Origin of the sequence: Oceanicella actignis, assembly GCF_900111545.1 — a bacterium.
GTDB lineage: Bacteria > Pseudomonadota > Alphaproteobacteria > Rhodobacterales > Rhodobacteraceae > Oceanicella > Oceanicella actignis.
On the sequence record NZ_FOHL01000002.1, the window covers coordinates 381,776 to 406,521 of the forward strand.

Below are 24,746 nucleotides of genomic sequence, written 5' to 3' on the forward strand. Positions count from 1 at the left end.
GCAGCCGGACCATGCAGCACGCAGGCCTTGATCGACGTCATGGCCGAGAACCTGCGGCGTCGGCATCGGCTGCATCCTCATGAGCAGCCATTATTTGACATAATATTGATTATGCGCACTGCGGATATGACCAGATCCGCGCGCGCCGCGAACCCGCGCTCCGCCCTCAATCGGCGGAAACGTCCTCGGGACGCGGCGCCGGGCCCTGCATCAGCGGCATGAGGCGCGACATGTCCGGGCCCGAGCCTTTGCCCGTAAGCGCCTTGCGCAGCGGCATGAAAAGCGCGCGCCCCTTGCGCCCCGACGCCGCCTTGACCGCGTCGGTCCAACGCTTCCACGCGGTCTCGTCCCAAGGCCGCGGCGGCAGAAGCGCCAGCGCCTCGGCCACGAAGGCGCGGTCCTCGGGCGCAACGTCGGGTCGCGCGCCCTCGCGCAGAATGCGCGCCCAGGCGGCGGCCTCGTCCCATGAGGCGACGTTCTCGCGCACCGTCTCCCAAAAGCGCGGCCCGAGATCGGCGTTGCGCGCCGCCAGCGCCGGGGCCGCCGCCTCGTAAGGCGTCAGGCGCAGAATGCGCGCCGTCATGGCGCGCGCATCGGCCGGATCGAAGGCGGCCGGCGCGGCGCCGAAAGCGGCGGGGTCGAATTCGGCGATCAGCTCGCGCAGGCTCAGCCGCGGCTCGGGGGCCGCGGCGCCGCCCAGCCGGGCCAGGATCGACGCCAGGGCCATCGGCTCGACCCCCTGCGCGCGCAGATCGGCCAGCGACAGGCCGCCAAGGCGCTTGGACAAGGGCGCGCCGCCCGGCCCCGTCAGCAGCGCGTGATGGCCGAAGACCGGCGCCTCGGCCCCCAGCGCGCGGAAGATCTGCATCTGCACCGCCGTGTTCGACACGTGATCGGCGCCGCGCAGCACATGCGTCACGCCCAGATCCGCGTCATCGGCCACCGAGCACAGCGTATACAGGAACTGCCCATCCTCGCGGATCAGCACCGGATCGGACATCGAGGCGGCGTCCACCTCGCGTGGGCCGAGGAAGAGATCGTCCCATCCCTCGCGGCGATGTTCGAGCAGAAAGCGCCAGTGCGGCGGACGCTGGGCGCCAAGGCGCGCGCGCTCGTCCTCGTCCAGCGCCAGCGCCGCGCGGTCGTAGATCGGGGGGCGGCCCTGCATGCGCCGAAGCCTGCGTTTGCGCTCGAGCTCGTCGGGGGTCTCCCAGCACGGGTAAAGGCGCCCCTGCCCCCGCAGCGCCTCGGCCCTGGCGCGGTAAAGATCCATGCGCTCGGACTGGCGCAGCTCCTGGTCCCAGTCGAGCCCCATCCATTCCAGATCGCGGCGGATGGCGTCGGCGAATTCGGGGCGCGAGCGTTCGGCGTCGGTGTCGTCGAGCCGCAGCACGAAGCGCCCGCCGGCCTTGCGCGCGAACAGCCAGTTGAACAGCGCCGTGCGCAGATTGCCCACATGCAAGAGCCCCGTCGGCGACGGCGCGAAACGGGTGACGACGGTCATTTTCGCTCCAGATCCGGGCGCATGGCCCGGCAAGCTTCAAGCATCGGTTCAAGTCCGCCGACGATCATCGCCTTGCGGAAGTTGCGGCGCGGCAGCCCGCCCATCCAGGCCAACGTGCCGGTCACGCGGTAGAACAGCGCCCCGCGCTCGGGCCGGACGCCGCGGCGCAGATCGTAGCCGAAGCAAGGCGTGAACATGCCGCCCCGCAGGCGGTAATTGTCCACATCCGACCAGGGGACGAAGCCGAGGCGCCGGTCGCGCAGCCCCTCGGGCGTGACCTCGAGCGCCGGCGCCGGGTCCCTGGCCTCGCGGCGGAAGACCAGCGCCAGCGCGAACAGAACCACCGCCAGCGCGCCCAGCGCCAGCGTGCCGGGCGCCTCGGGCGTGTCGGGCCGCCAGCCCGCGCGCACGGCGTGCCAGGCGAAGAAGAAGGCCCCGCCCAGCAGCAGCGCCACCAGCGACCACAACTTGAAGGGGTTGAGGTAAAACCTTGTCTCGACGTGGCTTTCGTCGTCGCCCATGCGCAGCGCGCGCTCAAGCTCGCTCATTCCCTGTCCCGCCATGCGTTCGCGATCGGATAGCGCCGGTCCAGCCAGAACGCCTTCGGCCCCAGCTTGGGCCCCGGCGCGGACTGGAAGCGCTTGTATTCGGCCCGCAGCAGCAGCCCCTCGACGCGCTCGGCCTCGGCGCGGTCATGGCCCGCGGCGACAAGGTCCTCGATGGCGGCGTCCTGCTCGATCAGCATCTCGAGCATGGCGTCGAGCCGCTCGTAGGGCGGCAGGCTGTCCTCGTCGCGCTGGCCCTCGCGCAGCTCGGCGCTGGGGGGCTTGTCGATGATCCGCGGCGCGATGACCTCGCCCGCCGGCCCCAGCATCCAGGGCCGGTGATGGGCGTTGCGCCAGCGGCACAGCGCGAAGACGCGCGACTTGTAGACGTCCTTGAGCGGGTTCCAGCCCCCGTTCATGTCGCCGTAAAGGGTCGCGTAGCCCACGGCAAGCTCGGACTTGTTTCCCGTGCTCAGAAGCAGTTCGCCGAACTTGTTCGACAAGGCCATGAGGTAGAGCCCGCGCAGGCGCGACTGGATGTTCTCCTCGGTCACGTCGGGGGCGAGGCCGGCGAAAAAGGGCGCCAGCCCCCGCCCCACCGCCTCGACCGCCCCCTCGATGGGCAGCTCGTGCAGCGCGCAGCCAAGGGCGCGCGCCACCGTCGCCGCGTCTTCGAGCGACTGCGCCGAGGTGTAGCGCGAAGGCAGCATGACGCAGCGCACGTTCCCGGGCCCCAGCGCGTCGGCCGCCACCGCCGCGACCAGCGCGCTGTCCACCCCGCCCGAAAGGCCCAGCAGCGCGCGCGAAAAGCCGGTCTTGGCGGCGTAGTCGCGCGTGCCCTCGACCATGGCGCGGTAGTCGGTCTCGAGCGGGCCGGGCACGGGCGCCAGCGCCGCGCGCCCCGCCGGGGCGACGAAACGCCAGCCCTCGTCGCCCTCCTCCAGCTCGACGATCTCGATCGCCTCGTCGAAGAGCGGCATCTGCAGCGCCAGCCGCCCGCCGCGCGCCAGCGCGAACGAGCCGCCGTCGAAGACCTGGTCGTCCTGCCCGCCCGTCATGTTGAGGTAGATCAGCGGCAGCCCCGTCTCGATCACCCGCGCGACCATCAGCGCGTGGCGCTGTTCGAGCTTGCCGCGCTCGTAGGGCGAGCCGTTGGGCGCCAGCAGGATCTCGGCCCCGGTCTCGGCAAGCGTCTCGCACACTTCGGGCGTCCAGGCGTCCTCGCAGATCGGCACGCCCACGCGCACGTCGCGGATCGAGACGGGCCCCTGCGGCTCGGCCGGGGCGTAGAGGCGCTTTTCGTCGAAGACGCCGTAATTGGGCAGCTCGTGCTTGCGGATCACCGCCTTGACGGCGCCGGCCTCGAGCACGAACCAGGCGTTCCACACGCGCCCCTCGGCGAAATCGGGCGCGCCGATCCCCAGCGCGGGACCGTCGGCGCAGGCGGCGGCCAGGCGCTCGATGCGCCGGCGCACGGCGCGCAGGAAGGCGGGCTTGAGCACCAGGTCCTGCGGCTGATAGCCGGCCAGGAACATCTCGGGCAGCGCCACAAGGTCGGCGCCGGCCTCGCGCGCGCGGGCATGGGCGGCGATCGCCTTGTCGGCGTTCGCGTCCAGGTCTCCGACCCGCGGGCCCAGCTGGCCAAGGGCGATGCGCAGCCGGCGCGGGCCGGATCGAGCAGTGGCGGTGTCCATGGCGGCGTCTGATCCCGTCTTGTTGGGTCCGGCGGCTTGCGTCTGGCGGCGCGGGATGGCGCGGCCTTCGCGCAAGGCAGATAGCCTCAGCGCGCGCGCCGACACAAGGGCGGGTTGGCGGCGGGTTGGCGGCGGGTTGGCGGCGCGACGGCCCCATGGCGGCGCGGGCGGGGTGCGCATTGGCGGGCGCGAATTCGGGAGTGCGGGCCGATTCGATTGAAATGAACGAAATTTGAATGCACCATGCGCAGGATCGTTGCGCGGCCGCGCCGCCGCCCGTATCGTGTCGCCGCCCGCCGCGCGGAACACGGGCCGTGCGCCGCGCGACGCAAGGAACAACAAGGCGCCATGCGCCGGCAGGGGATGGAAAATCGATGCGCAGCAAGCCCGGATTCGCTTTCGCGGCGCTGGCCGCGGCCCTGGCAGCGGCGCCGCTTGCGGCCCGCGCCGAGGTGGTGAAGAAGACCTACGACACCGGCGACGTCTACGAAGGCGAATTCAAGGACGGCAAGCAGCACGGCAAGGGCGCCTTCACGCGCCCCGACGGCTTCCGCTATGTCGGCGAGTGGGTCGAGGGCCGCATCGAGGGCCAGGGCCGCGCCGAGTATCCCAACGGCTCGGTCTACGAGGGCCAGTTCAAGGACGGCCGCCCCCACGGCAAGGGCAAGATCGTCTACGCCGACGGCGGCTCATATGAAGGCGACTGGGTCGAGGGCCGCATCGAGGGCCAGGGCGTGGCGCGTTATGCCAACGGCATCGTCTACGAGGGCGCGTTCCGCGACTCGCGCCAGAACGGCAAGGGCGTGATGACCCGCCCCAACGGCTACCGCTACGAGGGCGAATTCAAGGACGGCCTGCCCGACGGCGAGGGCGTGGTCACCTATCCCGACGGCTCGGTCTATGCCGGCCGCCTGGTGGCCGGCAAGCGCGAGGGCCAGGGCGAGATCCGCCTGCCCGACGGCTTCGTCTACAAGGGCTCGTGGAAGGCCGGCGAGATCGACGGCGTCGGCGTCGCCGTGCAGGCCAATGGCGACGTCTACGAGGGCGAGTTCGTCCAGGGCAACCGCCATGGCCGGGGCGTCGCGCGCTACGCCAACGGCGACGTCTACGAGGGCGAGTTCGACGCCGACGAGCGCCATGGCCAGGGAACCTTCGTCGCCGCCGACGGCTTCCGCTACGAAGGAAGCTGGTCGCGCGGCAAGATCGACGGCCAGGGCCGCGCGGTCTATCCCGACGGCGCCGTCTACGAGGGCCAGTTCAAGGACGGCAAGCAGCACGGCAAGGGCAAGATCGTCTATGCCGACGGCGGCTCGTATGAAGGCGACTGGGTCGAGGGCCGCATCGAGGGCGAGGGCGTGGCGCGCTACGCCAACGGCGCCGTCTACGAGGGCCAGTTCAAGGACGGCAAGCAGGACGGCGTGGGCAAGATCACCTACCCCGACGGCTACGTCTACGAGGGCGAATGGAAGGCCGGCCTTCAGCACGGCAAGGGCCGCACCACCTTCCCCGACGGCTCGGTCTACGAGGGCGACTTCGCCGAGGGGCTGCGCGAGGGCCAGGGCCGCATCACCATGCCCGACGGCTTCGAATACGCCGGCTCGTGGAAGGGCGGCGAGATCCACGGCCAGGGCGTGGCGGTCTATCGCAACGGCGACGTCTACACCGGCGCCTTCCGCAACGGCCAGCGCCATGGCGAGGGCAAGATGGAATACGCCTCGGGCGCCGTCTACGAAGGCGAGTGGATCGACGGCCGCCGCGCCTCGGCGCCCGCCCCCAGCCAGGCGCAGTGACGCGCGCGGCGCGCAAGATGCGCTTTTCTTTCGCGCCGCGGCGCGTATATTCGGCCGCATGACGCACCGCGCGCCCATACGCCCCCTGCCCCAGCCCCGCGCCCTGCGCGGGACCGGCGGCGTGCGCGCCGCGCTTCTTCTCCTTAGCCGCCCCTGAGCGTGCCGGGGTCGTCGGCGCGCGCGCTCAGGGGACGCCGCTTCGCGCCGCAAGAGGCAACCCGGCGATGCCGGACCCGGACAGGGAATCAATGACATGACCGAACAGACCGCAAACGGCGCCCCCGAGCAGGAGCGCGTGCTGATCTTCGACACCACGCTGCGCGACGGCGAGCAGTCGCCCGGCGCGACCATGACGCTGACCGAGAAGCTCGAGGTCGCGACGCTGCTGGACGAGATGGGCGTCGACATCATCGAGGCCGGCTTTCCCATCGCCTCCGAGGGCGATTTCGAAGCGGTGCGCGAGATTTCCAAGGTGGTGAAGAACGCGGTGGTGTGCGGGCTCGCCCGCGCCGGCGCGAAGGACATCGACCGCGCCTGGGAGGCGCTGCAGGGCGCGCGGCGCGCGCGCATCCATACCTTCATCTCCACCTCGCCGCTGCACATGAAATACAAGCTGCAGATGGAGCCCGAAGAGGTGCTCGAGGCCATCGCGCGCTCGGTCTCGCATGCGCGCTCGCTGACCGACGACGTGCAGTGGAGCCCCGAGGACGGCACCCGCACCGAGCACGATTTCCTGTGCCGCGCCGTCGAGACCGCGATCAAGGCCGGTGCGACCACGATCAACATCCCCGACACGGTCGGCTACACCGCGCCGGGCGAAAGCGCGGCGCTGATCCGCATGCTCAAGGAGCGCGTGCCCGACATCGACAAGGTCGTCATCTCGACCCATTGCCACAACGATCTGGGCATGGCCGTGGCCAACGCGCTGGCGGCGGTCGAGGCGGGCGCGCGGCAGGTGGAATGCACCATCAACGGCCTGGGCGAGCGCGCGGGCAACGCCGCGCTCGAAGAGGTGGTGATGGCCATGCGCGTGCGCAACGACATCATGCCCTGGCGCACGGGCGTGGACACGACCAAGATCATGCAGGCCTCGCGCCTGGTCAGCCGCATCACCGGCTTTCCGGTGCAATACAACAAGGCCATCGTCGGCAAGAACGCCTTCGCGCATGAATCGGGCATCCACCAGGACGGGATGCTCAAGCACGCCGGCACCTACGAGATCATGCGCCCCGAGGATGTGGGCCTGACCGCCTCGAACCTGGTGATGGGCAAGCATTCGGGCCGCAACGCCCTGCGCGCCAAGCTGCGCGAGCTGGGCTTCGAGCTGGGCGACAACCAGCTCAACGACGTGTTCGTGCGCTTCAAGGCCCTGGCCGACCAGAAGAAGGAGGTCTATGACGAGGACCTGCTGGCGCTGATGACCGAGATGCACTCGGACGCCGGCTCGGACCGCGTGAAGGTCAAGTCGCTGACCGTCACCTGCGGCACGCTGCGTCCCTCGGCGGTGCTGACGCTCGAGATCGACGGCGAAGAGAAGACCACCACCGCGACCGGCGACGGCCCCGTGGACAGCTGCTTCAAGGCGGTCAACCAGCTGGTGCCGAACCAGGCGCGGCTGCAGCTCTACCAGGTTCACGCCGTGACCGAGGGGACCGACGCGCAGGCCACCGTCTCGGTCCGCATCGAGGAGGACGGGCGCATCGCCTCGGGCCAGTCGGCCGACACCGACACCATCCTGGCCTCGACGCGGGCCTATGTGCACGCGCTCAACCGCCTGATGGTGCGGCGGGAAAAGCGCGCCCCGGACGCCGTGGCCAAGGGGGCCTGAGCCCCCGCCCGCGGCAGGGACGCCGCGCGAAACGAAAGGGGCCGCGCCGGATCTGCCGGCGCGGCCCGTTTTCTTCGCCTTGCGATTCGGCCGGGCGAGGCCCGCGCCTCGTCAGTCGTCGCGATAGACCTTCTCGCGGCGCTCGTGCATCTCCTGCGCGGCCAGGCTCAGCGTGGCGATCGGGCGCGCGTCCAGCCGCTTGAGGCTGATCGGGTCGCCCGTGACCTCGCAATAGCCATAGGTGCCGTCCTCGATCCGGCGCAGCGCCGCGTCGATCTTGGCGATCAGCTTGCGCTGGCGGTCGCGCGTGCGCAGCTCGATGGCGCGGTCGGTCTCGGCCGCGGCGCGGTCGGCGATGTCCGGGGCGTAGATCGGCCCTTCCTGAAGGCCCTCGAGCGTGCTCCGGCTCTCGTTCAGGATGCTTTCCTTCCAGGCAAGCAGCTTGCGGCGGAAATATTCCTTCTGCCGCGGGTTCATGAACGGCTCGTCCTCAGCCGGAACATAGCCGGGCTCAAGCACGATTTCGGACTTCATCTCCCAACACCTCGCATTGGCTTCCCCTAAGGCGGCGCGTCGCCTTTTCGGCGCCTGTCGCGCCCGGCCCTCCCCTTGCCGCGGCCGCCCGCCTTGGGTCGAACTGATAGCGCCAGACCCGGCGCATGTCACGCGAAAGCTTGCGCTTTTCCGTTCAACCTTGCGGGCGCGAGGCGATGCGGCACGCCGTTCCGCAAATCGAGGCAAAGCTTGCCTCCGCGCCCCTATCAGGGCAATTTGCGCCGTCAAGCGACCATCGTCACGCGAAATTCAGGCAGGATTCGATGCAATTCACAGGCACCTCCGACTACGTCGCCACCGAGGATCTGACCATCGCGGTGAACGCGGCCATCGCCCTCGAGCGGCCGCTTCTGGTGAAGGGCGAGCCGGGCACCGGCAAGACCGAGCTGGCGCGCCAGGTGGCCTCGGCGCTGGGGCTGCGCATGATCGAGTGGAACGTGAAATCGACCACCAAGGCGCAGCAGGGCCTTTACGAATACGACGCCGTCAGCCGCCTGCGCGACAGCCAGCTGGGCGACGAGCGCGTGCGCGACGTGCGCAACTACATCAAGAAGGGCAAGCTGTGGGAGGCCTTCGAGGCCGACGAGAAGGTCGTGCTCCTGATCGACGAGATCGACAAGGCCGACATCGAGTTCCCCAACGACCTGCTGCAGGAGCTCGACCGGATGGAGTTCTTCGTCTACGAGACCGGCGAGACCATCCGCGCCAGGCATCGGCCCATCGTCATCATCACCTCGAACAACGAGAAGGAGCTGCCCGACGCCTTCCTGCGCCGCTGCTTCTTCCACTACATCTCCTTCCCCGACGCGCAGACCATGGAGCGGATCGTGCGCGTCCACTTCCCCGACATCAAGCCGACCCTGCTGCGCGCCGCGCTCACGCGCTTTTACGAGCTGCGCGAGACGCCGGGGCTGAAGAAGAAGCCCTCGACCTCCGAGGCGCTCGACTGGCTCAAGCTGCTGATGGCCGACGATCTGGACGCCGAGGACCTGCGCGCCGAACCGGGCGCCGCGCTGCCGCGCCTGCATGGGGCGCTGCTCAAGAACGAGCAGGACGTGCACCTGTTCGAGCGCCTGGCCTTCATGGCCCGGCGGCCGCGCGCGTGAGCGTCATCCGCCCCCTCGCGCCCGGGGACGCGCCGCGCTGGCGCGCGCTCTGGCGCGGCTATCTCGACTTCTACGGCGCCGCGCTGCCCGAAGAGACCTATGCGCAAACCTTCGCGCGCCTCCTGCCGGGCGGCTCGGCGAACATGCGCGCGCTGATCGCCGAGCGCGACGGCGCGCCGGCGGGGCTGGTCCACTTCATCTTCCACGATCACTGCTGGCGCCCCGAGGGCGTCACCTATCTGCAGGATCTCTATGTGGACCCGTCCGCGCGCGGCGCCGGCCTTGGCCGCGCGCTGATCGAGGCCGTCTACGCCGCCGCCGACCAGGCCGGACGGCCGACGGTCTACTGGCTGACGCAAGAGTTCAACCACGCGGCGCGCGCCCTGTATGACCGCGTCGCCGAACGCACGCCCTTCATCAAGTATGCCCGAGCGGAGCGCCCATGATCCTGCTTGCCGTCTTCATCGCCTTCTTCGCCCTGGGCTGGCTGCGCGCGCGCCGCGCCGGCGGCGGCCTTGCCGACCGCGTGCGCTACGGCATCGTGCACGGCCTGGCGGCGGCGCTGGCGCTGTATGCCTTCGTCACGCTCGGCGACTGGCAGGGACTGACCAACTGACCCGCCAATTCCTTCGGAGGCCGGCGCCATGTTCGTGAACTTCTTTCTTGCGCTGCGCGAGGCCAAGGTGCCCGTGTCGCTGCGCGAATACCTGACGCTGCTCGAGGCGATGGAGAAGCAGGTCGTCATGTATGACGTCGAGGGCTTCTACTACCTGGCCCGCGCGGCGCTGGTGAAGGACGAGCGCAACATCGACAAGTTCGACCGCGTCTTCGCCCAGGTGTTCAAGGGGCTCGAGGCCGTCTCTGGCGCCCCCGAGGGCGGATCGCCCGTCGCCCTGCCCGAGGAATGGCTGCGCAAGCTGGCCGAAAAGCACCTCACCCCCGAAGAGATGGCCCAGATCGAGGCGCTGGGCGGCTTCGACAAGCTGATGGAGACGCTGCGCAAGCGGCTCGAAGAGCAGAAGGGCCGCCACCAGGGCGGCAACAAGTGGATCGGCACGGCCGGGACATCGCCCTTCGGCGCCTATGGCTACAACCCCGAGGGCGTGCGCATCGGTCAGGACCGCTCGCGCCATCGGCGGGCGGTCAAGGTCTGGGACCGGCGCGAGTTCCGCAACTTCGACGATTCGGTCGAGCTGGGCACGCGCAACATCAAGGTCGCGCTCAAGCGCCTGCGCCGCTGGGCGCGCGAGGGCGCGGCCGAGGAGCTGGACCTGGACGGCACCATCCGTTCGACCGCCGAGCATGGCTATCTTGACGTCAAGACCCGCCCCGAGCGGCGCAACGCGGTCAAGGTGCTGCTGTTCATGGATGTGGGCGGCTCGATGGACGACCACGTCAAGGTGATGGAAGAGATGTTCTCGGCCGCGCGGTCCGAATTCAAGCACCTGGAATACTTCTATTTCCACAACTGCCTTTACGAAGGCGTGTGGAAGGACAACCGCCGCCGCTGGACCGAGCAGATCCCCACCTGGGAGGTGCTGCGCACCTATGGGCGCGACTACAAATGCGTGTTCATCGGCGACGCGTCCATGAGCCCCTACGAGATCGCCTATCCCGGCGGCGCCAACGAGCACTGGAACGAGGAGGCCGGCGAGGTCTGGCTGCGCCGCGCCATCGACCAGTGGCCCTCGAACGTCTGGATCAACCCCGTGCCCGAGGACCGGTGGGGCTACACCCATTCGATCCAGATGATCCGCGAGATCTTCGCCGACCGCATGTATCCGATGACCCTTCAGGGCCTCGAAGGCGCGATGAAGGAGCTCAGCCGCTGACGCGCCCCGCCCGCGCGGACGGGGCGCGCGCCGCTCAGGCGGCCTTGCGCCGGGCGCCCGCCGCCGCCAGCGCGCCAAGCCCCAGCAGCAGCATCCCGCCGGCCGCCGGAACCGGCACCGGCAGCGCCGCCTCGATGCGCGCCGCCAGGATGTTGTGGGCGGTCGAGGACGGATGCACGCCGTCGAAGAAGGCGTAGGCGGTCGGATCGGCGCAGACCGTGACCCCGTCGAAGCACGCATCCGTCGCGTTCGTGATGCCGTAGGCGGCGGGATCGTCGGCGATGCGCTTGCCCAGCGCGTAGCTGTCGAACAGCGTCACCTCCAGCCCCGACAGGCGCAGAAGGTCGGCGTTCGCCGCAAGCCGCGCGTTGTAGGCCAGGGTCGCCGCGGTCATGTCCGCTTCGAGCGACGTGCGCGCATAGGCGGGCGTCGCGCCCACATCGCCCAGATTGACCAGCAGGATGTCCGCGATGCCGTAGAACCGGAACAGGCTCTGCGCCGCATCCGCCACGGCATCGGCCGCCGCCTCGGCCGCCGCGATCAGCGCCGCGCCGCCGTCGTCCTGGGCCTTGAACAGATCGTTGCCCCCGAACCACAGCGCCGCCAGGGGCTCGGGACCAAGCGCGGCGGGCATGGGCGACAGGGCGAAAAGGCCCAGCTCGTCCGCCAGATCGGGAATGTCGAACGGAAAATCGTCCGCCTTCACCGCCTTTGCGCCGCCGAAGGCGTAATTCGCCACCGGCTTGCCCTCGGCCGCGAATTTCGCGCCCAGCGTCTCGGCCCAGACCGGACCGTCCGAGAAGCGGCCGGCGTAATAAGGCGGGCTTTGCGGAACCGCGCCGCCGGTGGCGGCATAGAGATTGCCCGGATCGGACAGGCTGTCGCCGAAGACGATGAAGCTCGAATAGCGCTCGGCGACGGTGACGGCCCCCGCCGGCCCGGCCAGCAGTGCCGCCAGCGCCGCCGCGGCGAATGGATGTTTCATGAATCCCTCCCTGGATCGCAATTTTGGTTAACCAAAGCTTGCCGCACGCCCCCCCGGCGCGCAAGCGCCGCTTGCGGCGACGCCGCGTCAATGCGGGTGACGCGCGCGCCTTTGCGCCCTATATCCAAGGCATGTTGAAGCTGACGCCGATCCTTCTGATGGTCGCCTGGGCGCTGGCGATGTGGCGCTTCTCGGCCTGGCGGCTGCGGCGCGAGCTCGACGCGCGCTCGGCGCCGCTGGATGATCCGCCGCTCGAAGCCGTGGTGCGCCGGCTGGGCCGCGCCGCCGGGGCCGAGAACCTGCGCGCGCATGTCTATCGCATTCCGGTCTTCAACGGGCTTGCCGCGCCCGACGGGCGCATCTTCGTCACCCAGGGCGTGATCGACCAGTATCGGATGGGGCGGCTCTCGGCCGAGGAGATCGGCTCGATCATCGCGCATGAGCTGGGCCATGTGGCGCTGGGCCACGCGCGCCGGCGCATGATCGACTGGACCGGGCAGAACGCGGCGCGCGCGGCGCTGGCCATGGTGCTGGGGCGGCTCCTGCCCGGGATCGGCGCATGGATCGCGACGCTGCTGACCGGCCTTCTGGCCGCGCGGCTTTCGCGCCGGGACGAGTTCGAGGCCGACGCCTACGCCGCCGCGCTGATGCGCGCGGCCGGCCTGCCCGCCGCGGCGCAGATCTCCATGTTCCGCAAGCTGGCCGACATCGCCGGCCCCGCCGGCGGCCCCGCCTGGCTGGCCAGCCACCCGAAGATCGAAGAGCGCATCGCCCGCATCCGCGCCCTGCACGCGCGCTGGGACGAGGGCGCGCGCAAGACCGGCTGCGCCGAGCCCGGCAGCTGAGGCCCGCGCGCCTCAGCCCATCTCGCGACGCATCAGCCGCGCCAGACGCGGCAGGCCCGCGCGCTTGACAAGGCGCGGCCCCTCTTCGGCCGAGGGCGACGGCGCGCCGGGGGGAACATGGGCGGCCAGCGCCTCGGCCGTCGCGGCGCGCATCAGCTCGGGCGCGGCGCCCCACAGCTCCCACAAGGCGGCGTCGGGATGCAGCGGCGCCAGCCCCAGCCGCCGCAGCTTGGGGGCGGGAAAGTCGCGCAGGTTGAAGGTGACGAGGATCTCGGCCCGCCCGGCCAGCGCCGCCGCGAGCACATGCGCATCGTCCGGGTCGGGCAGCGTCGGCGCGGGCCCCTCGGCGGGCGGGACCGAGGCCTCGGGCCACAGCGCGTCAAGCAGCGCGCCCTCGGCGCGCACGGCGCGGCCCTCGTCCAGCCCATGGCGGCGTTCGGCCGCGCGCGCCCATTCCTCGAGCACCCTCGCCGACCACAGCGGCCGCAGCAGCCCGCGCCCCGCCGCCGCCAGCAGCAGCCGGCGCACCAGCGGCGGGTAGAGGACGCAGGCGTCCAGAAAGGCGCGGCGCGGGGCCGTCGCTCAGCCCTCGGCGGCGGGGGCGTCGGCGGCCACGCGGACCTTGAGCATGCGGTCCGGGTTGCGCGGCGGCTCGCCGCGGGCGATGGCGTCGACATGCTCCATGCCCGAGATCACCTTGCCCCAGACGGTGTATTGCCCGTTCAGATGCGGCGCGGGCGCGAACATGATGAAGAACTGCGAATTGGCCGAGTTCGGATCGGGCGTGCGCGCCATGCCCACCGTGCCGCGCTCGAACGGCTCGTCCGAGAACTCGGCCGGCAGGTTCGGCTTGGACGAGCCGCCCGTGCCGCGCCCGTGCGGGCAGCCGGTCTGGGCCATGAAGCCCTCGATCACGCGGTGAAAGGGGATGCCGTCGTAAAAACCCTCGCGCGCCAGCTCCTTGATGCGCGCCACATGCTGCGGGGCCAGGTCGGGGCGCATCTCGATCGCCACCTCGCCATGTTCGAGCGTGATGACAAGAGTGTTCTCGGGGTCTTTGATTTCCATGTGTCTTTCCTGTCTGGCCCCTTGCGGGCTCGGCCTCAGCGATCGGCCTGGACGTAAACGCGCAGCATGCGGTCCGGGTTGCGCGGCGGCTCGCCGCGGGCGATGCGGTCGACATGCTCCATGCCCGAGATCACCCGCCCCCAGAGCGTGTATTGCCCGTTCAGATGCGGCGCGGCGCGGAACATGATGAAGAATTGCGAGTTGGCGCTGTCGGGATCGCGGCCGCGGGCCATGCCCACGGCGCCGCGCTCGAAGGCGGCGATGTTCGAGAACTCGGCCGGCAGGTTGGGCAGATCCGATCCGCCCATCCCCGCGCGGCGCAGGTCCAGCCGGTCGGCGCGGCCGTAGCGCACGTCGCCGGTCTGGGCCATGAAGCCCTCGATCACGCGGTGGAAGATCACGCCGTCATAGGCGCCGGCGCGCGCCAGGGTCTTGATGCGCTCGACATGGCGCGGCGCGAGGTCGGGCAGCATCTCGATCAGCACCGGCCCCGATTCCAGCTCGATGACCAGCGTGTTCTCGGGATCGGCGGCGGCGGCCGGGCCGGGGGCGGCGGTCAGCGCCAGCGCGGCGGCGCACAGGCCGGCGGCGAGGCGGCGGAGGATGTTCATGGGCATCGGCTTCCTTTCCCTGCGCTCAGCTCTTGAGGCGCGAGAACAGCGCGCGCTCGACCTCGTGCGGGACGAAGCGCGACACGTCCCCGCCAAGGCGCGCGATCTCCTTGACCAGCTTCGAGGCGATGGCCTGGTGATGCGCGTCGGCCATGAGGAACAGCGTCTCGATGCGGTCGTTCATGGCGCGGTTCATGCCGACCATCTGGAACTCGTATTCGAAGTCGGACACCGCCCGCAGCCCGCGCACGATGACCTGCGCGCCCACCTGCTCGGCGAAGTGGATGAGCAGGTTCTCGAAGGGCTCGGCGACGATCTCGATGCCCGCCTCGCGCGCGATGGGGGCGACCTCGGCCTCGAGCATGCGGGTGCGCTCCTCGAGCGAGAAGAGCGGCCCCTTGTCGCGGTTGATCGCCACGCCGATCACAAGCCGGTCGACCAGCTTGGCGGCGCGGCGGATGATGTCGAGATGCCCGTAGGTGACGGGATCGAAGGTGCCCGGGTAAAGTCCAGTGCGCATTCGGGCGTGCTCCCCTCGCTTGCTTCGTCGCTCGCGCTGCGACGCAACAATATTGCGCCGCCCGGGTCAAGCCCAAAGCGCCCCGGGCTCAGGCGCCGCTGATCATGTCGGCCATGGCGGCGTTTTCGCGCTCGACCTCCTCGATGCGCGCCTTGACCACGTCGCCGATCGAAATCACCCCGGCCAGCTTGCCGTCCTCGAGCACGGGCATGTGGCGAAAGCGCCCCTCGGTCATGCGCGCCAGCACCGAGACGGCCTTGTCCGACGGCGCGCAGCTGCTGACCTTGCGCGTCATGACCGCCTCGACCGGGCGGTCGAGGCAGGCGGCGCCCTCGGTTCCCAGCACGCGGACGATGTCGCGCTCGGAGATCACGCCCTCGACCGCCTGGCCGTCGCGCGACACGATCAGCGCGCCGATGCGCCGCGCCGACAGCCGCGCCGCGGCCTCGGACAACGGCGCGTCGGGGCGGATGGTCTCGACCTTGGACGAGCCCTTGCTCTTGAGAATCTGCAGGACGATCATGCGCGTCTTCCTCCCGGCTGCATCGCTTTGCTCAAGCGTGACCGGGGCGCGCGCGCCCGTCAAGGCGCGCGTTGGCCCGCGCCCTCAGGCCGCCCCCGCCCTGCGCCCCGCCGCGGCCAGGATCGGGCGCAGGTAGCGGCCGGTGTGGCTGGCCTCGACGCGCGCGACGTCCTCGGGCGTGCCGGCGGCCACGACGCGCCCGCCGCCGTCGCCGCCCTCGGGGCCGATGTCGACGATCCAGTCGGCGGTCTTGATGACGTCGAGGTTGTGCTCGATCACGATCACCGTGTTGCCCTGCTCGACCAGCTCGTGCAGCACTTCGAGCAGCTTGCGCACATCCTCGAAATGCAGGCCGGTGGTGGGCTCGTCGAGGATGTAGAGCGTGCGGCCCGTGGCCCGGCGCGCCAGCTCCTTGGACAGCTTGACGCGCTGGGCCTCGCCGCCCGACAGGGTGGTGGCGGGCTGGCCGACCTTGACGTAGCCAAGCCCCACGCGCTTGAGCGTCTCCATCTTGTCGCGGATCGCGGGCACGGCCGAGAAGAAGTCGGCGGCCTCTTCGACCGTCATGTCAAGAACGTCGGCTATGCTTTTGTCCTTGAACTTGATTTCGAGCGTCTCGCGGTTGTAGCGCTTGCCCTTGCAGGTCTCGCATTCGACATAGACGTCGGGCAGGAAGTGCATCTCGATCTTGATGACGCCGTCGCCCTGGCAGGCCTCGCAGCGCCCGCCCTTGACGTTGAAGCTGAAGCGGCCGGGCTTGTAGCCGCGGGTGCGGGCCTCGGGCAGGCCGGCGAACCAGTCGCGGATGGGGCCGAAGGCGCCGGTGTAGGTCGCCGGGTTCGAGCGCGGCGTGCGCCCGATGGGCGACTGGTCGATGTCGATGACCTTGTCCAGATGCTCGAGCCCCTCGATGGCGCGGCACGGCGCCGGGGTCTGGCGCGCGCCGTTCAGGCGCATCGAGGCGGTCTTGAACAGCGTCTCGATCACCAGCGTCGACTTGCCGCCCCCCGACACGCCGGTGACGCAGGTCAGCGTGCCCAGGGGGAACTCGACGTCCACGTCGCGCAGGTTGTTGCCGCTGGCGCCCAGCACGCGCAGCGCGCGGCCCGAGCCGGGGCGGCGGCGCTCGGGCACGGGGATGGCGCGCTTGCCCGACAGGTATTGCCCGGTCAGCGAGGCCGGATCGGCGGCGATGGCCGCGGGCGGCCCCTGCGCGATCACGCGCCCGCCATGCACCCCCGCGCCGGGGCCGATGTCGATGACGTGGTCGGCCTCGCGGATGGCCTCCTCGTCATGCTCGACCACGATCACCGTGTTGCCCTGGTCGCGCAGGTTGCGCAGCGTCTGAAGAAGGCGCCCGTTGTCGCGCTGATGCAGGCCGATCGAGGGCTCGTCCAGCACGTAGAGCACGCCGGTCAGCCCCGAGCCGATCTGGCTGGCCAGGCGGATGCGCTGGCTTTCGCCGCCCGAGAGCGTGCCCGAGCCGCGCGCAAGGGTCAGGTAGTCGAGCCCGACATTGACAAGAAAACCAAGGCGTTCGCGGATTTCCTTGAGAATGGGCCGGGCGATCTCGGCCTTTTGCGCGCTCAGCTGCGCCTCGACGCCGCGCGACCACTCCAGCGCCTCGCGGATCGACATCTCGGACACCTGCCCCACATGCAGCCCGCCGATCCTGACCGCCAGCGCCTCGGGCTTGAGCCGGTAGCCGCCGCAGGCGCCGCAGCGGCGGTTGTTCTGGTAGCGCTCGAACTCTTCGCGCATGAAGGCGCTGTCGGTCTCGCGCCAGCGCCGCTCGAGGTTGGGGATCACCCCCTCGAAGGGGCGCGAGATCTGGTAGACGCGCCCGCCCTCGTCATAGCGGAAGCGGATCTCTTCGCCCCCCGAGCCGCGCAGCAGGACCTGGCGCGCCTTCTCGGGCAGGTCGCGCCAGGGGGCGTGAATGTCGAAACCGTAATGTTTTCCAAGCGCTTCTATGGTCTGCTTGAAGTAAGGCGTGCGCGTCTTGGCCCAGGGCGCGATCGCGCCTTGCCAAAGGCTCAGGCTTTCGTCGGGCACGACGAGCCGCTCGTCGAAGAACAGCTCGACCCCCAGCCCGTCGCAGGCCGGGCAGGCGCCGTAGGGCGCGTTGAACGAGAACAGCCGCGGCTCGATCTCGGGAATCGTGAAGCCCGACACCGGGCAGGCGAATTTCTGCGAGAACACGATGCGCTCGGGCTCGCCCTCGGCCGGGGCGGTCTCGATCACGGCGATGCCGTCGGCCAGGGCCAGCGCGGTCTGGAAGCTGTCGGCCAGACGCTGCTCGAGCCCCGGGCGCACGACGATGCGGTCCACCACCACGTCGATGTCGTGGCGCAGCTTCTTGTCCAGCGTCGGCGGCTCGTCGAGCTCGTGAAAGGCGCCGTCCACCTTGACGCGCTGGAAGCCCTGCTTGCGCAGCTCGGCGAATTCCTTGCGATACTCGCCCTTGCGGTCGCGCACGATGGGGGCCAGCAGATAGGCGCGCGTCCCCTCGGGCAGCGTCATGACGCGGTCGACCATGTCCGAGACCTGCTGCGCCTCGATCGGCAGCCCGGTGGCCGGGCTGTGCGGGGTGCCGGCGCGCGCGAACAGAAGGCGCAGGTAGTCGTGGATCTCGGTCACCGTGCCCACGGTCGAGCGCGGATTGCGCGAGGTCGTCTTCTGCTCGATCGAGATGGCGGGGCTGAGCCCCGAGATGCGGTCCACGTCGGGCTTGCGCATCATGTCGAGGAACTGGCGCGCATAGGCCGACAGGCTTTCGACGTAGCGCCGCTGGCCCTCGGCGTAGATGGTGTCGAAGGCCAGCGAGGACTTGCCCGACCCGCTCAGCCCCGTGATCACCACCAGCCGGTCGCGGGGGATGTCGACGTCGATGGATTTGAGGTTGTGCTCGCGCGCGCCGCGGATCGCGATGGTCTTGGGCTCGGTCGTCATGCTCGGCTCCGCTCAGGTCACCGCCGCTACATAAACCATCCGCGCGCGGATGCGAGTCCCCGCGGCCCGCAATCACCGTTGGAAACCCGCCGCGGCCTTCGATAGGCTGCGCGCAACCACGGAATCGCGGCACTGGAGAAGCGCATGGCGGGCAGCGTCAACAAGGTCATCCTCATCGGCAATCTCGGGCGCGACCCCGAGGTTCGCACCTTCCAGAACGGCGGAAAGGTCTGCAACCTTCGCATTGCGACGTCGGAGACGTGGAAGGACCGCAACACCGGCGAGCGGCGCGAGCGCACCGAGTGGCACTCGGTGGCGATCTTCTCAGAGCCCCTCGCCAACATCGCCGAGCGCTACCTGCGCAAGGGGTCGAAGGTGTATATCGAAGGCCAGCTCGAGACCCGCAAATGGCAGGATCAGAGCGGGCAGGACCGTTACACCACCGAAATCGTCCTGCGCCCCTATCGCGGCGAGCTGACCCTGCTCGACAGCCGCGGCGAGGGCGGCGGCGACTTCGGCGGCGGCTATGGCGGGCCTTCGGGCGGCGGCTCGGGCGGGAGCTCGGGCGGGGGCGGGCGCGCCGACGATTTCGGCGCCGGCCCCTCGGGCGGGTCGGGCATCGACGACGACGAGATCCCCTTCTGATCGCCGCGCGGGGCGCCTTGCATGGCCGAGCGGATCGTCGTCATCGGAGCCGGGCAGGCCGGCGCGGCGCTGTGCGAGGCGCTGCGCGCCGAGGGGCATGCGGGCCCCATCGCCCTTGTGGGCGAAGAGCCCGCCCCGCCCTATCAGCGCCCGCCCCTGTCCAAGAAATACCTTCTGGGCGAGCTCCCGCGCGAACGCCTGTTCCTGCGTCCCGAAAGCCATTACGCCGAGCATGGCGTCGAGCTGATCCGCGGCGCGCGGGCCGCGCGCATCGACCGCGCCGCGCGGCTTGTGCATCTGGAGGACGGGCGCGCCCTGCCCTATGACCGCCTGGCGCTGACCACCGGCGCGCGCGCGCGCCGCCTGCCCGCGGCCATCGGCGGCGATCTGGCGGGGGCGTTCGTCCTGCGCAGCATGGCCGATTCCGACGCGCTGGCGCCGCAGCTGCGCGCCGGGCGCCGGGCGCTGATCGTCGGCGGCGGCTATGTGGGGCTCGAGGTCGCGGCGGTGTGCGCCGCGCGCGGCCTTCGCGTGACGCTGGTCGAGGCGGCCGAACGCATCCTCGGCCGCGTCGCCGCGACGCGCACGGCGGCGTTCTTTCGCGACCTGCACCGCGCCCATGGCGTCGATCTGCGCGAGGGCGTGGGCGTGGCGCGGCTGATCGGGCGCGACGGCGCGCTCGCCGGCGCCGAGCTGACCGACGGCGCGCGCCTCGAGGCCGATTTCGCCGTCATCGGCATCGGCGCCGCGCCCGACGTCGCGCTGGCCGAGGCGGCGGGCCTGGCCTGCGAGAACGGCGTGGCGGTCGACGAATTCTGCCGCAGCTCGGACCCCGACATCTTCGCGGCGGGCGACTGCGCCTCGTTTCCCTTCGAGGGCGCGCGGGTGCGGCTCGAAAGCGTGCAGAACGCCATCGACCAGGCGCAGGCGGCGGCGGCCAACATGCTGGGTCGCGCGCGCCCCTACGCGCCGACGCCCTGGTTCTGGTCGGATCAATACGACATCAAGCTGCAGATCGCCGGGCTGGGCGCGGGCCATGACCGCGCCGTCGCGCGCCCCGGCCCGCGCGAAGGGGCGCTGTCGGTCTGGCTGTTCCGCGGCGCGCGCCTCGTCGCCGTCGAGGCGATGAACGATCCGCGCGCCTACATGACCGGCAAGCGCTGGCTCGAGGCGGGCCACTCCCCCGACCCCGAGGCGCTGGCCGACCCCGCGCGCGATCTGCGCGCGCTCTGACCCCGCGCGCGCTCCGACCCCGCCCGCGCCGCCCGCGGGGCCGCCGCGCCCGCCCGCCCGGGCCACGCCCCAAGGCCCCGCGAAATCCCCCGAAAGCCCCGCGGCGATTGCCCCCGCCGGCCCCGCGTCCTATAAGGAAGCGCCCGCGCGCGGGCCGCGCGACAAGCCCGCGATTCAACGACGATCCCGAACAGGACGAGCCCTTGACCGACGCCTCCGACACGCCCGAAGCCGCGCCCGAGAAACCCGTCTACGACGGCCCCACCATCTCGGTCGAGGAGGAGATGAAGCGCAGCTATCTCGATTACGCCATGAGCGTGATCGTCAGCCGCGCCATCCCGGATCTGCGCGACGGCCTCAAGCCCGTGCACCGGCGCATCCTCTACGCGATGCACGAGACCGGCAACACGCACGACAAGCCCTATCGCAAGTCGGCCCGCCCCGTGGGCGACGTGATGGGCAAATATCACCCCCATGGCGACAGCGCGATCTACGACGCGCTGGTGCGCATGGCGCAGGACTTCTCGATGCGCCTGCCGCTCCTGGACGGCCAGGGCAATTTCGGCTCGATGGACGGCGACGCCCCCGCGGCCATGCGCTACACCGAGGTGCGCATGGCCAAGGCGGCGCAGGCGCTTCTGGCCGACATCGAGAAGGACACGGTCGATTTCCAGGACAACTACGACGGCAAGGACCGCGAGCCCGTCGTCCTGCCCGCGCGCTTTCCCAACCTTCTGGTCAACGGCGGCGGCGGCATCGCCGTGGGCATGGCCACCAACATCCCGCCCCACAATCTGGGCGAGGTGGTGGACGCGACGCTGGCGCTGATCGAGAACCCCGACCTGACGGTTTCGGAGCTGATGGAGCACATCCCCGGCCCCGACTTCCCCACCGGCGGGCTGATCCTGGGCCGCGCCGGCGCGCGCAAGGCCTATCACGAGGGGCGCGGCAGCGTCATCATGCGCGCCAGGACCCGCGTCGAAGAGATCCGCAAGGATCGCTACGCCATCATCGTCGAGGAAATTCCCTACCAGGTGAACAAGGCGACGATGATCGAGAAGATCGCCGAGCTGGCGCGCGAGAAGAAGATCGAGGGCATCGCCCACGTCCAGGACGAATCCGACCGTTTCGGCGTGCGCGTGGTCATCGAGCTGCGCCGCGACGCGACCCCCGAGGTCGTGCTCAACCAGCTGTTCCGCTACACGCCGATGCAGACGCATTTCGGCTGCAACATGCTGGCGCTGAACGGCGGCCGGCCCGAGCAGCTGGACCTGCGCGGCATTCTGACCGCCTTCCTCGCCTTCCGCGAAGAGGTCGTCGCCCGCCGCACCGCCTTCGACCTGCGCAAGGCGCGCGAGCGCGCCCATGTGCTGTGCGGCCTCGCCGTCGCGGTCGAGAACGTGGACGAGGTGGTGGCGCTGATCCGCTCCTCGCCCGATCCGCAGACCGCGCGCGAGCGGCTGATGGCCCGCGACTGGCCCGCCGCCGGCATCGCGCCCTACATCCGCCTGATCGACGATCCGAGCCACATGGTCGCCGAGGACGGGACCTACCGCCTGTCCGAGACGCAGGCGCGCGCCATCCTCGACCTGCGGCTGCAGCGCCTGACGGCGCTCGGCGTGCAGGAGGTGACCGACGAGCTGCGCGATCTGGCCGCGCGCATCACCGACTATCTCGACATCTTGCGCTCGCGCGAGCGGATCCTGGGCATCATCGCCGACGAGCTGCGCGCCGTGAAGGAAGAGTTCGGCACGCCCCGCCGCACCCAGATCGTGGACTATGCGGGCGATCTCGACGACGAGGACCTGATCGAGCGCGAGGACATGGTCGTCACCGTCACGAACCAGGGCTACATCAAGCGCACGCCGCTGGTCGACTACCGCGCGCAGGCGCGCGGCGGCAAGGGCCTGGCGGGCATGGCGACCAAGGACGAGGACTTCGTCACACGCCTGTTCGTGGCCGACACGCACACGCAGCTGCTGTTCTTCACCACCGACGGCATGGTCTACAAGCTCAAGACCTGGCGCTTGCCGCCGGGCGGGCGCAACGCGCGCGGCAAGGCCATCGTCAACATCCTGCCCATCGCGCAGGGGGTCTCGGTGGCCGCGATCATGCCCGTGGACGCGCCCGAACAGGACTGGGACAAGCTGCACATCTTCTTCGCCACCTCGGACGGTCAGGTGCGGCGCAACGCGCTGTCCGACTTCACCAACGTCAAGTCCAACGGCAAGATCGCCATGAAGCTGCCGGAGGGCGTCAGCCTGGTGAACGCGCGCATCTGCGCGCCGGACGACGACGTGATGCTGGTCACCGCCCAGGGCAAGGCGATCCGCTTCCCGGTCGGCGAGGTGCGGGTGTTCAAGGGCCGCGACTCGACGGGCGTGCGCGGCATCCGCCTGGCCGAGGGCGACCGCGTGGTGGCCATGTCGATCCTGCGCCATTTCGAGGCGACGCCCGAAGAGCGCGCAGCCTATCTGAAGATGCGCCGCATGATGGCCGGCGCCGCCGAGGAGGAGGAGCTCGACGCCGACGAGGAGGAGGCCGCCGCCGACGCGCCCCTCTCGCCCGAGCGCTACGCGCAGATGTCGGCCGCCGAAGAGCTGATCCTGACCGTCACCGAGCGCGGCCAGGGCAAGCTCAGCTCCAGCCACGACTACCCCGTGCGCGGGCGCGGCGGCCAGGGCGTGGCGGCCATCGACCGGGCCATGCGCGGCGGGCTTCTGGTCGCCGCCTTCCCCGTCGAGCCGGACGACCAGATCATGCTGGCCACCGATGCGGGCAAGTCGATCCGCTGCCCGGTGGCGGGCATCTCGTTCCGCTCGCGCGCGGCGGGCGGGGTCAAGATCCTCGACATCGCCGAGGGCGAGCGCGTGGTCTCGGCCGCCCGCATCGCCGAGCATGGCGAGGACGAGCGCGCGGCGCCCGCGGCCGATTCCGAGGATGCCCCTGCGGCCGCCCCCGCATCGTCCGAGGCGGCGGCGTCGAAGCCGGGCGACGAGCCGGGCGCGGACCCGGCCGAGGGCTGAGGCGCCCGGCGTCAAAGGCGCGGCCCCGCGCCGCGCCCTGCGCCATGTGCCCGCGCCCCAGCGCCCCCGCCCCGTTCCCCAGACGCGCCCGCGCCGCGTCCGACGCGCCCGTGGCGCGCTCTTGCCGCCGCCGCGCGGCGCGGCCTATGCTGCGCGCATGGCGATGAGCGAGGTCATCTTCCGCGCGCTGGCGCCCTCGGGGCCTGGCGCTCCTGCGCCGCGGGCGGCCGAGCCGCGCGATTTCCTGCGCCACGTCGCGGCGTTGACGCTGACGCGGCTGGCCGACGCGCTCATCGACCCCAAGCTGGTCCTGCCCTGGCTGCTGAGCGCCGCCGGGGCGCCCTCCGCCTTCATCGGCGCGCTGGCGCCCGTGCGCGAGGCCGGCGCGCTGCTGCCCCAGATCGCCCTGGCCGAGCGGGTGCGCCGCGCGCCGCTGCGCAAGCGCGTCTGGGCCCTGGGCGCGGCGGGCCAGGGCGCGGCGGCGCTGGGGATCGCGGCGGCGGGCGCGACGCTGTCGGGCTGGGCGGCGGGCATTGCGGCGACGCTGTGCCTGGCGGCGCTGGCCGTGGCGCGGGCCGCCTGTTCGGTCAGCCACAAGGACGCGCTGGCCCGCACCGTCGGAAAGACGCGGCGCGGCGCGGTCACGGGGGTGGCGGCGACGGCGGGCTCGGCCGGAGCGCTGGCCTTCGGCGCGCTGCTCTGGCTTGGGATCGTGCCGCAGACGCAATCGGCGCTGGCGGGCGCCGCGGCGTTGGCGGGCCTGGCATGGCTGGCGGCGGCCGCGGTCTTTCTGCGTCTCGAGGAAGAGCCTGGCGCGCCCGCGGGGCCGGAGGACGCCGGGCGCGGCGACGCCTGGCCGCCCTTGGCGCCGCTGCTTCGCCCGGGCGATTTTCGCCGCTTCGTCGCCGCGCGGGGCCTGTTGGCGGCGACGGCGCTGGGTCCGCCCTTTCTGGTCATGGGCGCCGCCGCGCTGAAGGGCGGCGGCGCGGCGGGGGCTCTCGGCCCGCTGGTGCTGGCCTCGGCGCTGGCGGCGGCGCTGTCCTCTTATGTGTGGGGCCGCGCGGCCGACCGCTCGAGCCGGCGGGCGATGATGGCCGCGGGCGCGCTGGGCGCGGCGGCGCTGGGCGCGGGCGCGCTCATCACCGCCCTTCAGGGCGCGGGGGCGGGGCCATGGGCCGCGGCGGGGGCGCTGTTCGCCCTTCAGCTGGCGCATGCGGGCGGGCGCGTCTCGCGCAAGGTGCATCTGACCGACATGACCGACGAGAAACAGCGCGCGCGCCTTGTGGCCCTGGCGAACACGGCGATCGGCGCGCTCTTGCTGCTGGGGGGCGGCTTCGGGCTCTTGGCGCAGCTGGCCGGACCCGCCGCGGCGCTGGCCGCGCTTGCGCTGATGAGCGCGGCCTCGGTTCCGGTCGCCGCGGGCCTGGCCGAAGCGCAGCGCGGATGACTTTGCAAATCCCCGCGAAAAGCCCTACATGGGCGCC

The 24,746-nt window shown here is 71.1% G+C and carries 22 protein-coding genes; 11 read left to right on the top strand and 11 right to left on the bottom strand.

All coding sequences use genetic code 11. The annotated features are described in order from the left end of the window. Positions 1-166 precede the first annotated feature (166 nt). Genes BMW67_RS04425 through BMW67_RS04435 form a run of 3 tightly spaced genes read right to left on the bottom strand, consistent with a single transcriptional unit; the run spans position 167 to position 3,743 of the window. Positions 167-1,504 carry a glutamate--tRNA ligase gene (locus BMW67_RS04425; protein WP_072745764.1) on the bottom strand — a complete coding sequence of 446 codons (1,338 nt, stop codon included), beginning with the start codon at positions 1,502-1,504 and terminating at the stop codon, positions 167-169. After that, positions 1,501-2,052, bottom strand: a complete 552-nt coding sequence (locus BMW67_RS04430) for a nucleoside-diphosphate sugar epimerase/dehydratase (protein WP_072745763.1) — start codon at positions 2,050-2,052, stop codon at positions 1,501-1,503. The genes BMW67_RS04425 and BMW67_RS04430 overlap by 4 nt, the downstream gene beginning before the upstream one ends. Continuing rightward, positions 2,049-3,743 (bottom strand): NAD+ synthase, encoded by a 1,695-nt coding sequence (locus BMW67_RS04435; RefSeq protein ID WP_072746081.1) that lies wholly within the window; start codon positions 3,741-3,743, stop codon positions 2,049-2,051. The genes BMW67_RS04430 and BMW67_RS04435 overlap by 4 nt, the downstream gene beginning before the upstream one ends. Positions 3,744-4,117: 374 nt before the next feature. On the opposite strand from BMW67_RS04435, the gene BMW67_RS04440 reads away from it, so the two are divergent. Both BMW67_RS04440 and BMW67_RS04445 read left to right on the top strand, forming a co-directional pair. Continuing rightward, entirely contained in the window at positions 4,118-5,533 is a 1,416-nt protein-coding gene (locus tag BMW67_RS04440; protein WP_072745762.1) for an MORN repeat-containing protein, read from the top strand. 253 nt (positions 5,534-5,786) lie between these two features. Further along, entirely contained in the window at positions 5,787-7,361 is a 1,575-nt protein-coding gene (locus BMW67_RS04445; protein WP_072745761.1) for a 2-isopropylmalate synthase, read from the top strand. Positions 7,362-7,472: 111 nt separating this feature from the next. Here BMW67_RS04445 and dksA read toward each other — a convergent pair whose 3' ends face one another. Continuing rightward, the gene (gene dksA, locus BMW67_RS04450; protein WP_072745760.1) at positions 7,473-7,895 is read right to left on the bottom strand and encodes an RNA polymerase-binding protein DksA; all 423 of its coding nucleotides are present in this window, start codon (positions 7,893-7,895) and stop codon (positions 7,473-7,475) included. Positions 7,896-8,179: 284 nt separating this feature from the next. On the opposite strand from dksA, the gene BMW67_RS04455 reads away from it, so the two are divergent. From BMW67_RS04455 to BMW67_RS04465, 4 genes are read left to right on the top strand one after another with little or no spacing between them, the layout of a single operon-like run. Beyond that, the gene (locus BMW67_RS04455; protein WP_072745759.1) at positions 8,180-9,022 is read left to right on the top strand and encodes an AAA family ATPase; all 843 of its coding nucleotides are present in this window, start codon (positions 8,180-8,182) and stop codon (positions 9,020-9,022) included. After that, positions 9,019-9,468, top strand: a complete 450-nt coding sequence (locus tag BMW67_RS04460; RefSeq protein WP_072745758.1) for a GNAT family N-acetyltransferase — start codon at positions 9,019-9,021, stop codon at positions 9,466-9,468. The genes BMW67_RS04455 and BMW67_RS04460 overlap by 4 nt, the downstream gene beginning before the upstream one ends. Beyond that, positions 9,465-9,638, top strand: coding sequence for a hypothetical protein (locus BMW67_RS15655; protein WP_177174479.1), 174 nt, complete (start codon positions 9,465-9,467; stop codon positions 9,636-9,638). Before BMW67_RS04460 ends, BMW67_RS15655 begins: the two co-directional genes overlap by 4 nt. Before the next feature lie 28 nt (positions 9,639-9,666). Next, positions 9,667-10,854: a vWA domain-containing protein gene (locus BMW67_RS04465; protein WP_072745757.1), complete on the top strand. Its 1,188-nt coding sequence runs from the start codon at positions 9,667-9,669 to the stop codon at positions 10,852-10,854. A 34-nt stretch (positions 10,855-10,888) separates the two neighbouring features. Here BMW67_RS04465 and BMW67_RS04470 read toward each other — a convergent pair whose 3' ends face one another. Further along, positions 10,889-11,839, bottom strand: a complete 951-nt coding sequence (locus tag BMW67_RS04470) for an SGNH/GDSL hydrolase family protein (RefSeq protein ID WP_072745756.1) — start codon at positions 11,837-11,839, stop codon at positions 10,889-10,891. 131 nt (positions 11,840-11,970) lie between these two features. Here BMW67_RS04470 and BMW67_RS04475 point away from each other — a divergent pair, with 131 nt between their 5' ends. Beyond that, positions 11,971-12,684, top strand: coding sequence for a M48 family metalloprotease (locus tag BMW67_RS04475; protein WP_072745755.1), 714 nt, complete (start codon positions 11,971-11,973; stop codon positions 12,682-12,684). A 12-nt stretch (positions 12,685-12,696) separates the two neighbouring features. Here BMW67_RS04475 and BMW67_RS04480 read toward each other — a convergent pair whose 3' ends face one another. The 6 genes from BMW67_RS04480 to uvrA form a co-directional block, all read right to left on the bottom strand. Continuing rightward, complete coding sequence (locus tag BMW67_RS04480) at positions 12,697-13,242, bottom strand: RSP_2648 family PIN domain-containing protein (protein ID WP_072745754.1); 546 nt, start codon at positions 13,240-13,242, stop codon at positions 12,697-12,699. Positions 13,243-13,266: 24 nt separating this feature from the next. Beyond that, entirely contained in the window at positions 13,267-13,752 is a 486-nt protein-coding gene (locus BMW67_RS04485; RefSeq protein ID WP_072745753.1) for a peptidylprolyl isomerase, read from the bottom strand. A gap of 35 nt (positions 13,753-13,787) precedes the next feature. Next, positions 13,788-14,363, bottom strand: coding sequence for a peptidylprolyl isomerase (locus tag BMW67_RS04490; protein ID WP_083581100.1), 576 nt, complete (start codon positions 14,361-14,363; stop codon positions 13,788-13,790). 25 nt (positions 14,364-14,388) lie between these two features. After that, complete coding sequence (gene coaD / locus BMW67_RS04495; protein ID WP_072745752.1) at positions 14,389-14,883, bottom strand: pantetheine-phosphate adenylyltransferase; 495 nt, start codon at positions 14,881-14,883, stop codon at positions 14,389-14,391. Between the two features lie 88 nt (positions 14,884-14,971). After that, positions 14,972-15,406 carry a CBS domain-containing protein gene (locus BMW67_RS04500; RefSeq protein WP_072745751.1) on the bottom strand — a complete coding sequence of 145 codons (435 nt, stop codon included), beginning with the start codon at positions 15,404-15,406 and terminating at the stop codon, positions 14,972-14,974. A gap of 84 nt (positions 15,407-15,490) precedes the next feature. Beyond that, positions 15,491-18,358: an excinuclease ABC subunit UvrA gene (gene uvrA / locus BMW67_RS04505; RefSeq protein WP_072745750.1), complete on the bottom strand. Its 2,868-nt coding sequence runs from the start codon at positions 18,356-18,358 to the stop codon at positions 15,491-15,493. Between the two features lie 144 nt (positions 18,359-18,502). Here uvrA and ssb point away from each other — a divergent pair, with 144 nt between their 5' ends. The 4 genes from ssb (at position 18,503) to BMW67_RS04525 (ending at position 24,709) form a co-directional block, all read left to right on the top strand. Next, positions 18,503-19,003: a single-stranded DNA-binding protein gene (gene ssb, locus BMW67_RS04510; protein WP_072745749.1), complete on the top strand. Its 501-nt coding sequence runs from the start codon at positions 18,503-18,505 to the stop codon at positions 19,001-19,003. Between the two features lie 21 nt (positions 19,004-19,024). Next, entirely contained in the window at positions 19,025-20,236 is a 1,212-nt protein-coding gene (locus tag BMW67_RS04515; protein ID WP_072745748.1) for an NAD(P)/FAD-dependent oxidoreductase, read from the top strand. A gap of 284 nt (positions 20,237-20,520) precedes the next feature. Then, entirely contained in the window at positions 20,521-23,262 is a 2,742-nt protein-coding gene (gene gyrA, locus BMW67_RS04520; RefSeq protein WP_245728464.1) for a DNA gyrase subunit A, read from the top strand. Between the two features lie 157 nt (positions 23,263-23,419). Further along, complete coding sequence (locus tag BMW67_RS04525) at positions 23,420-24,709, top strand: hypothetical protein (RefSeq protein ID WP_072746079.1); 1,290 nt, start codon at positions 23,420-23,422, stop codon at positions 24,707-24,709. The last annotated feature ends 37 nt before the right edge of the window (positions 24,710-24,746 follow it).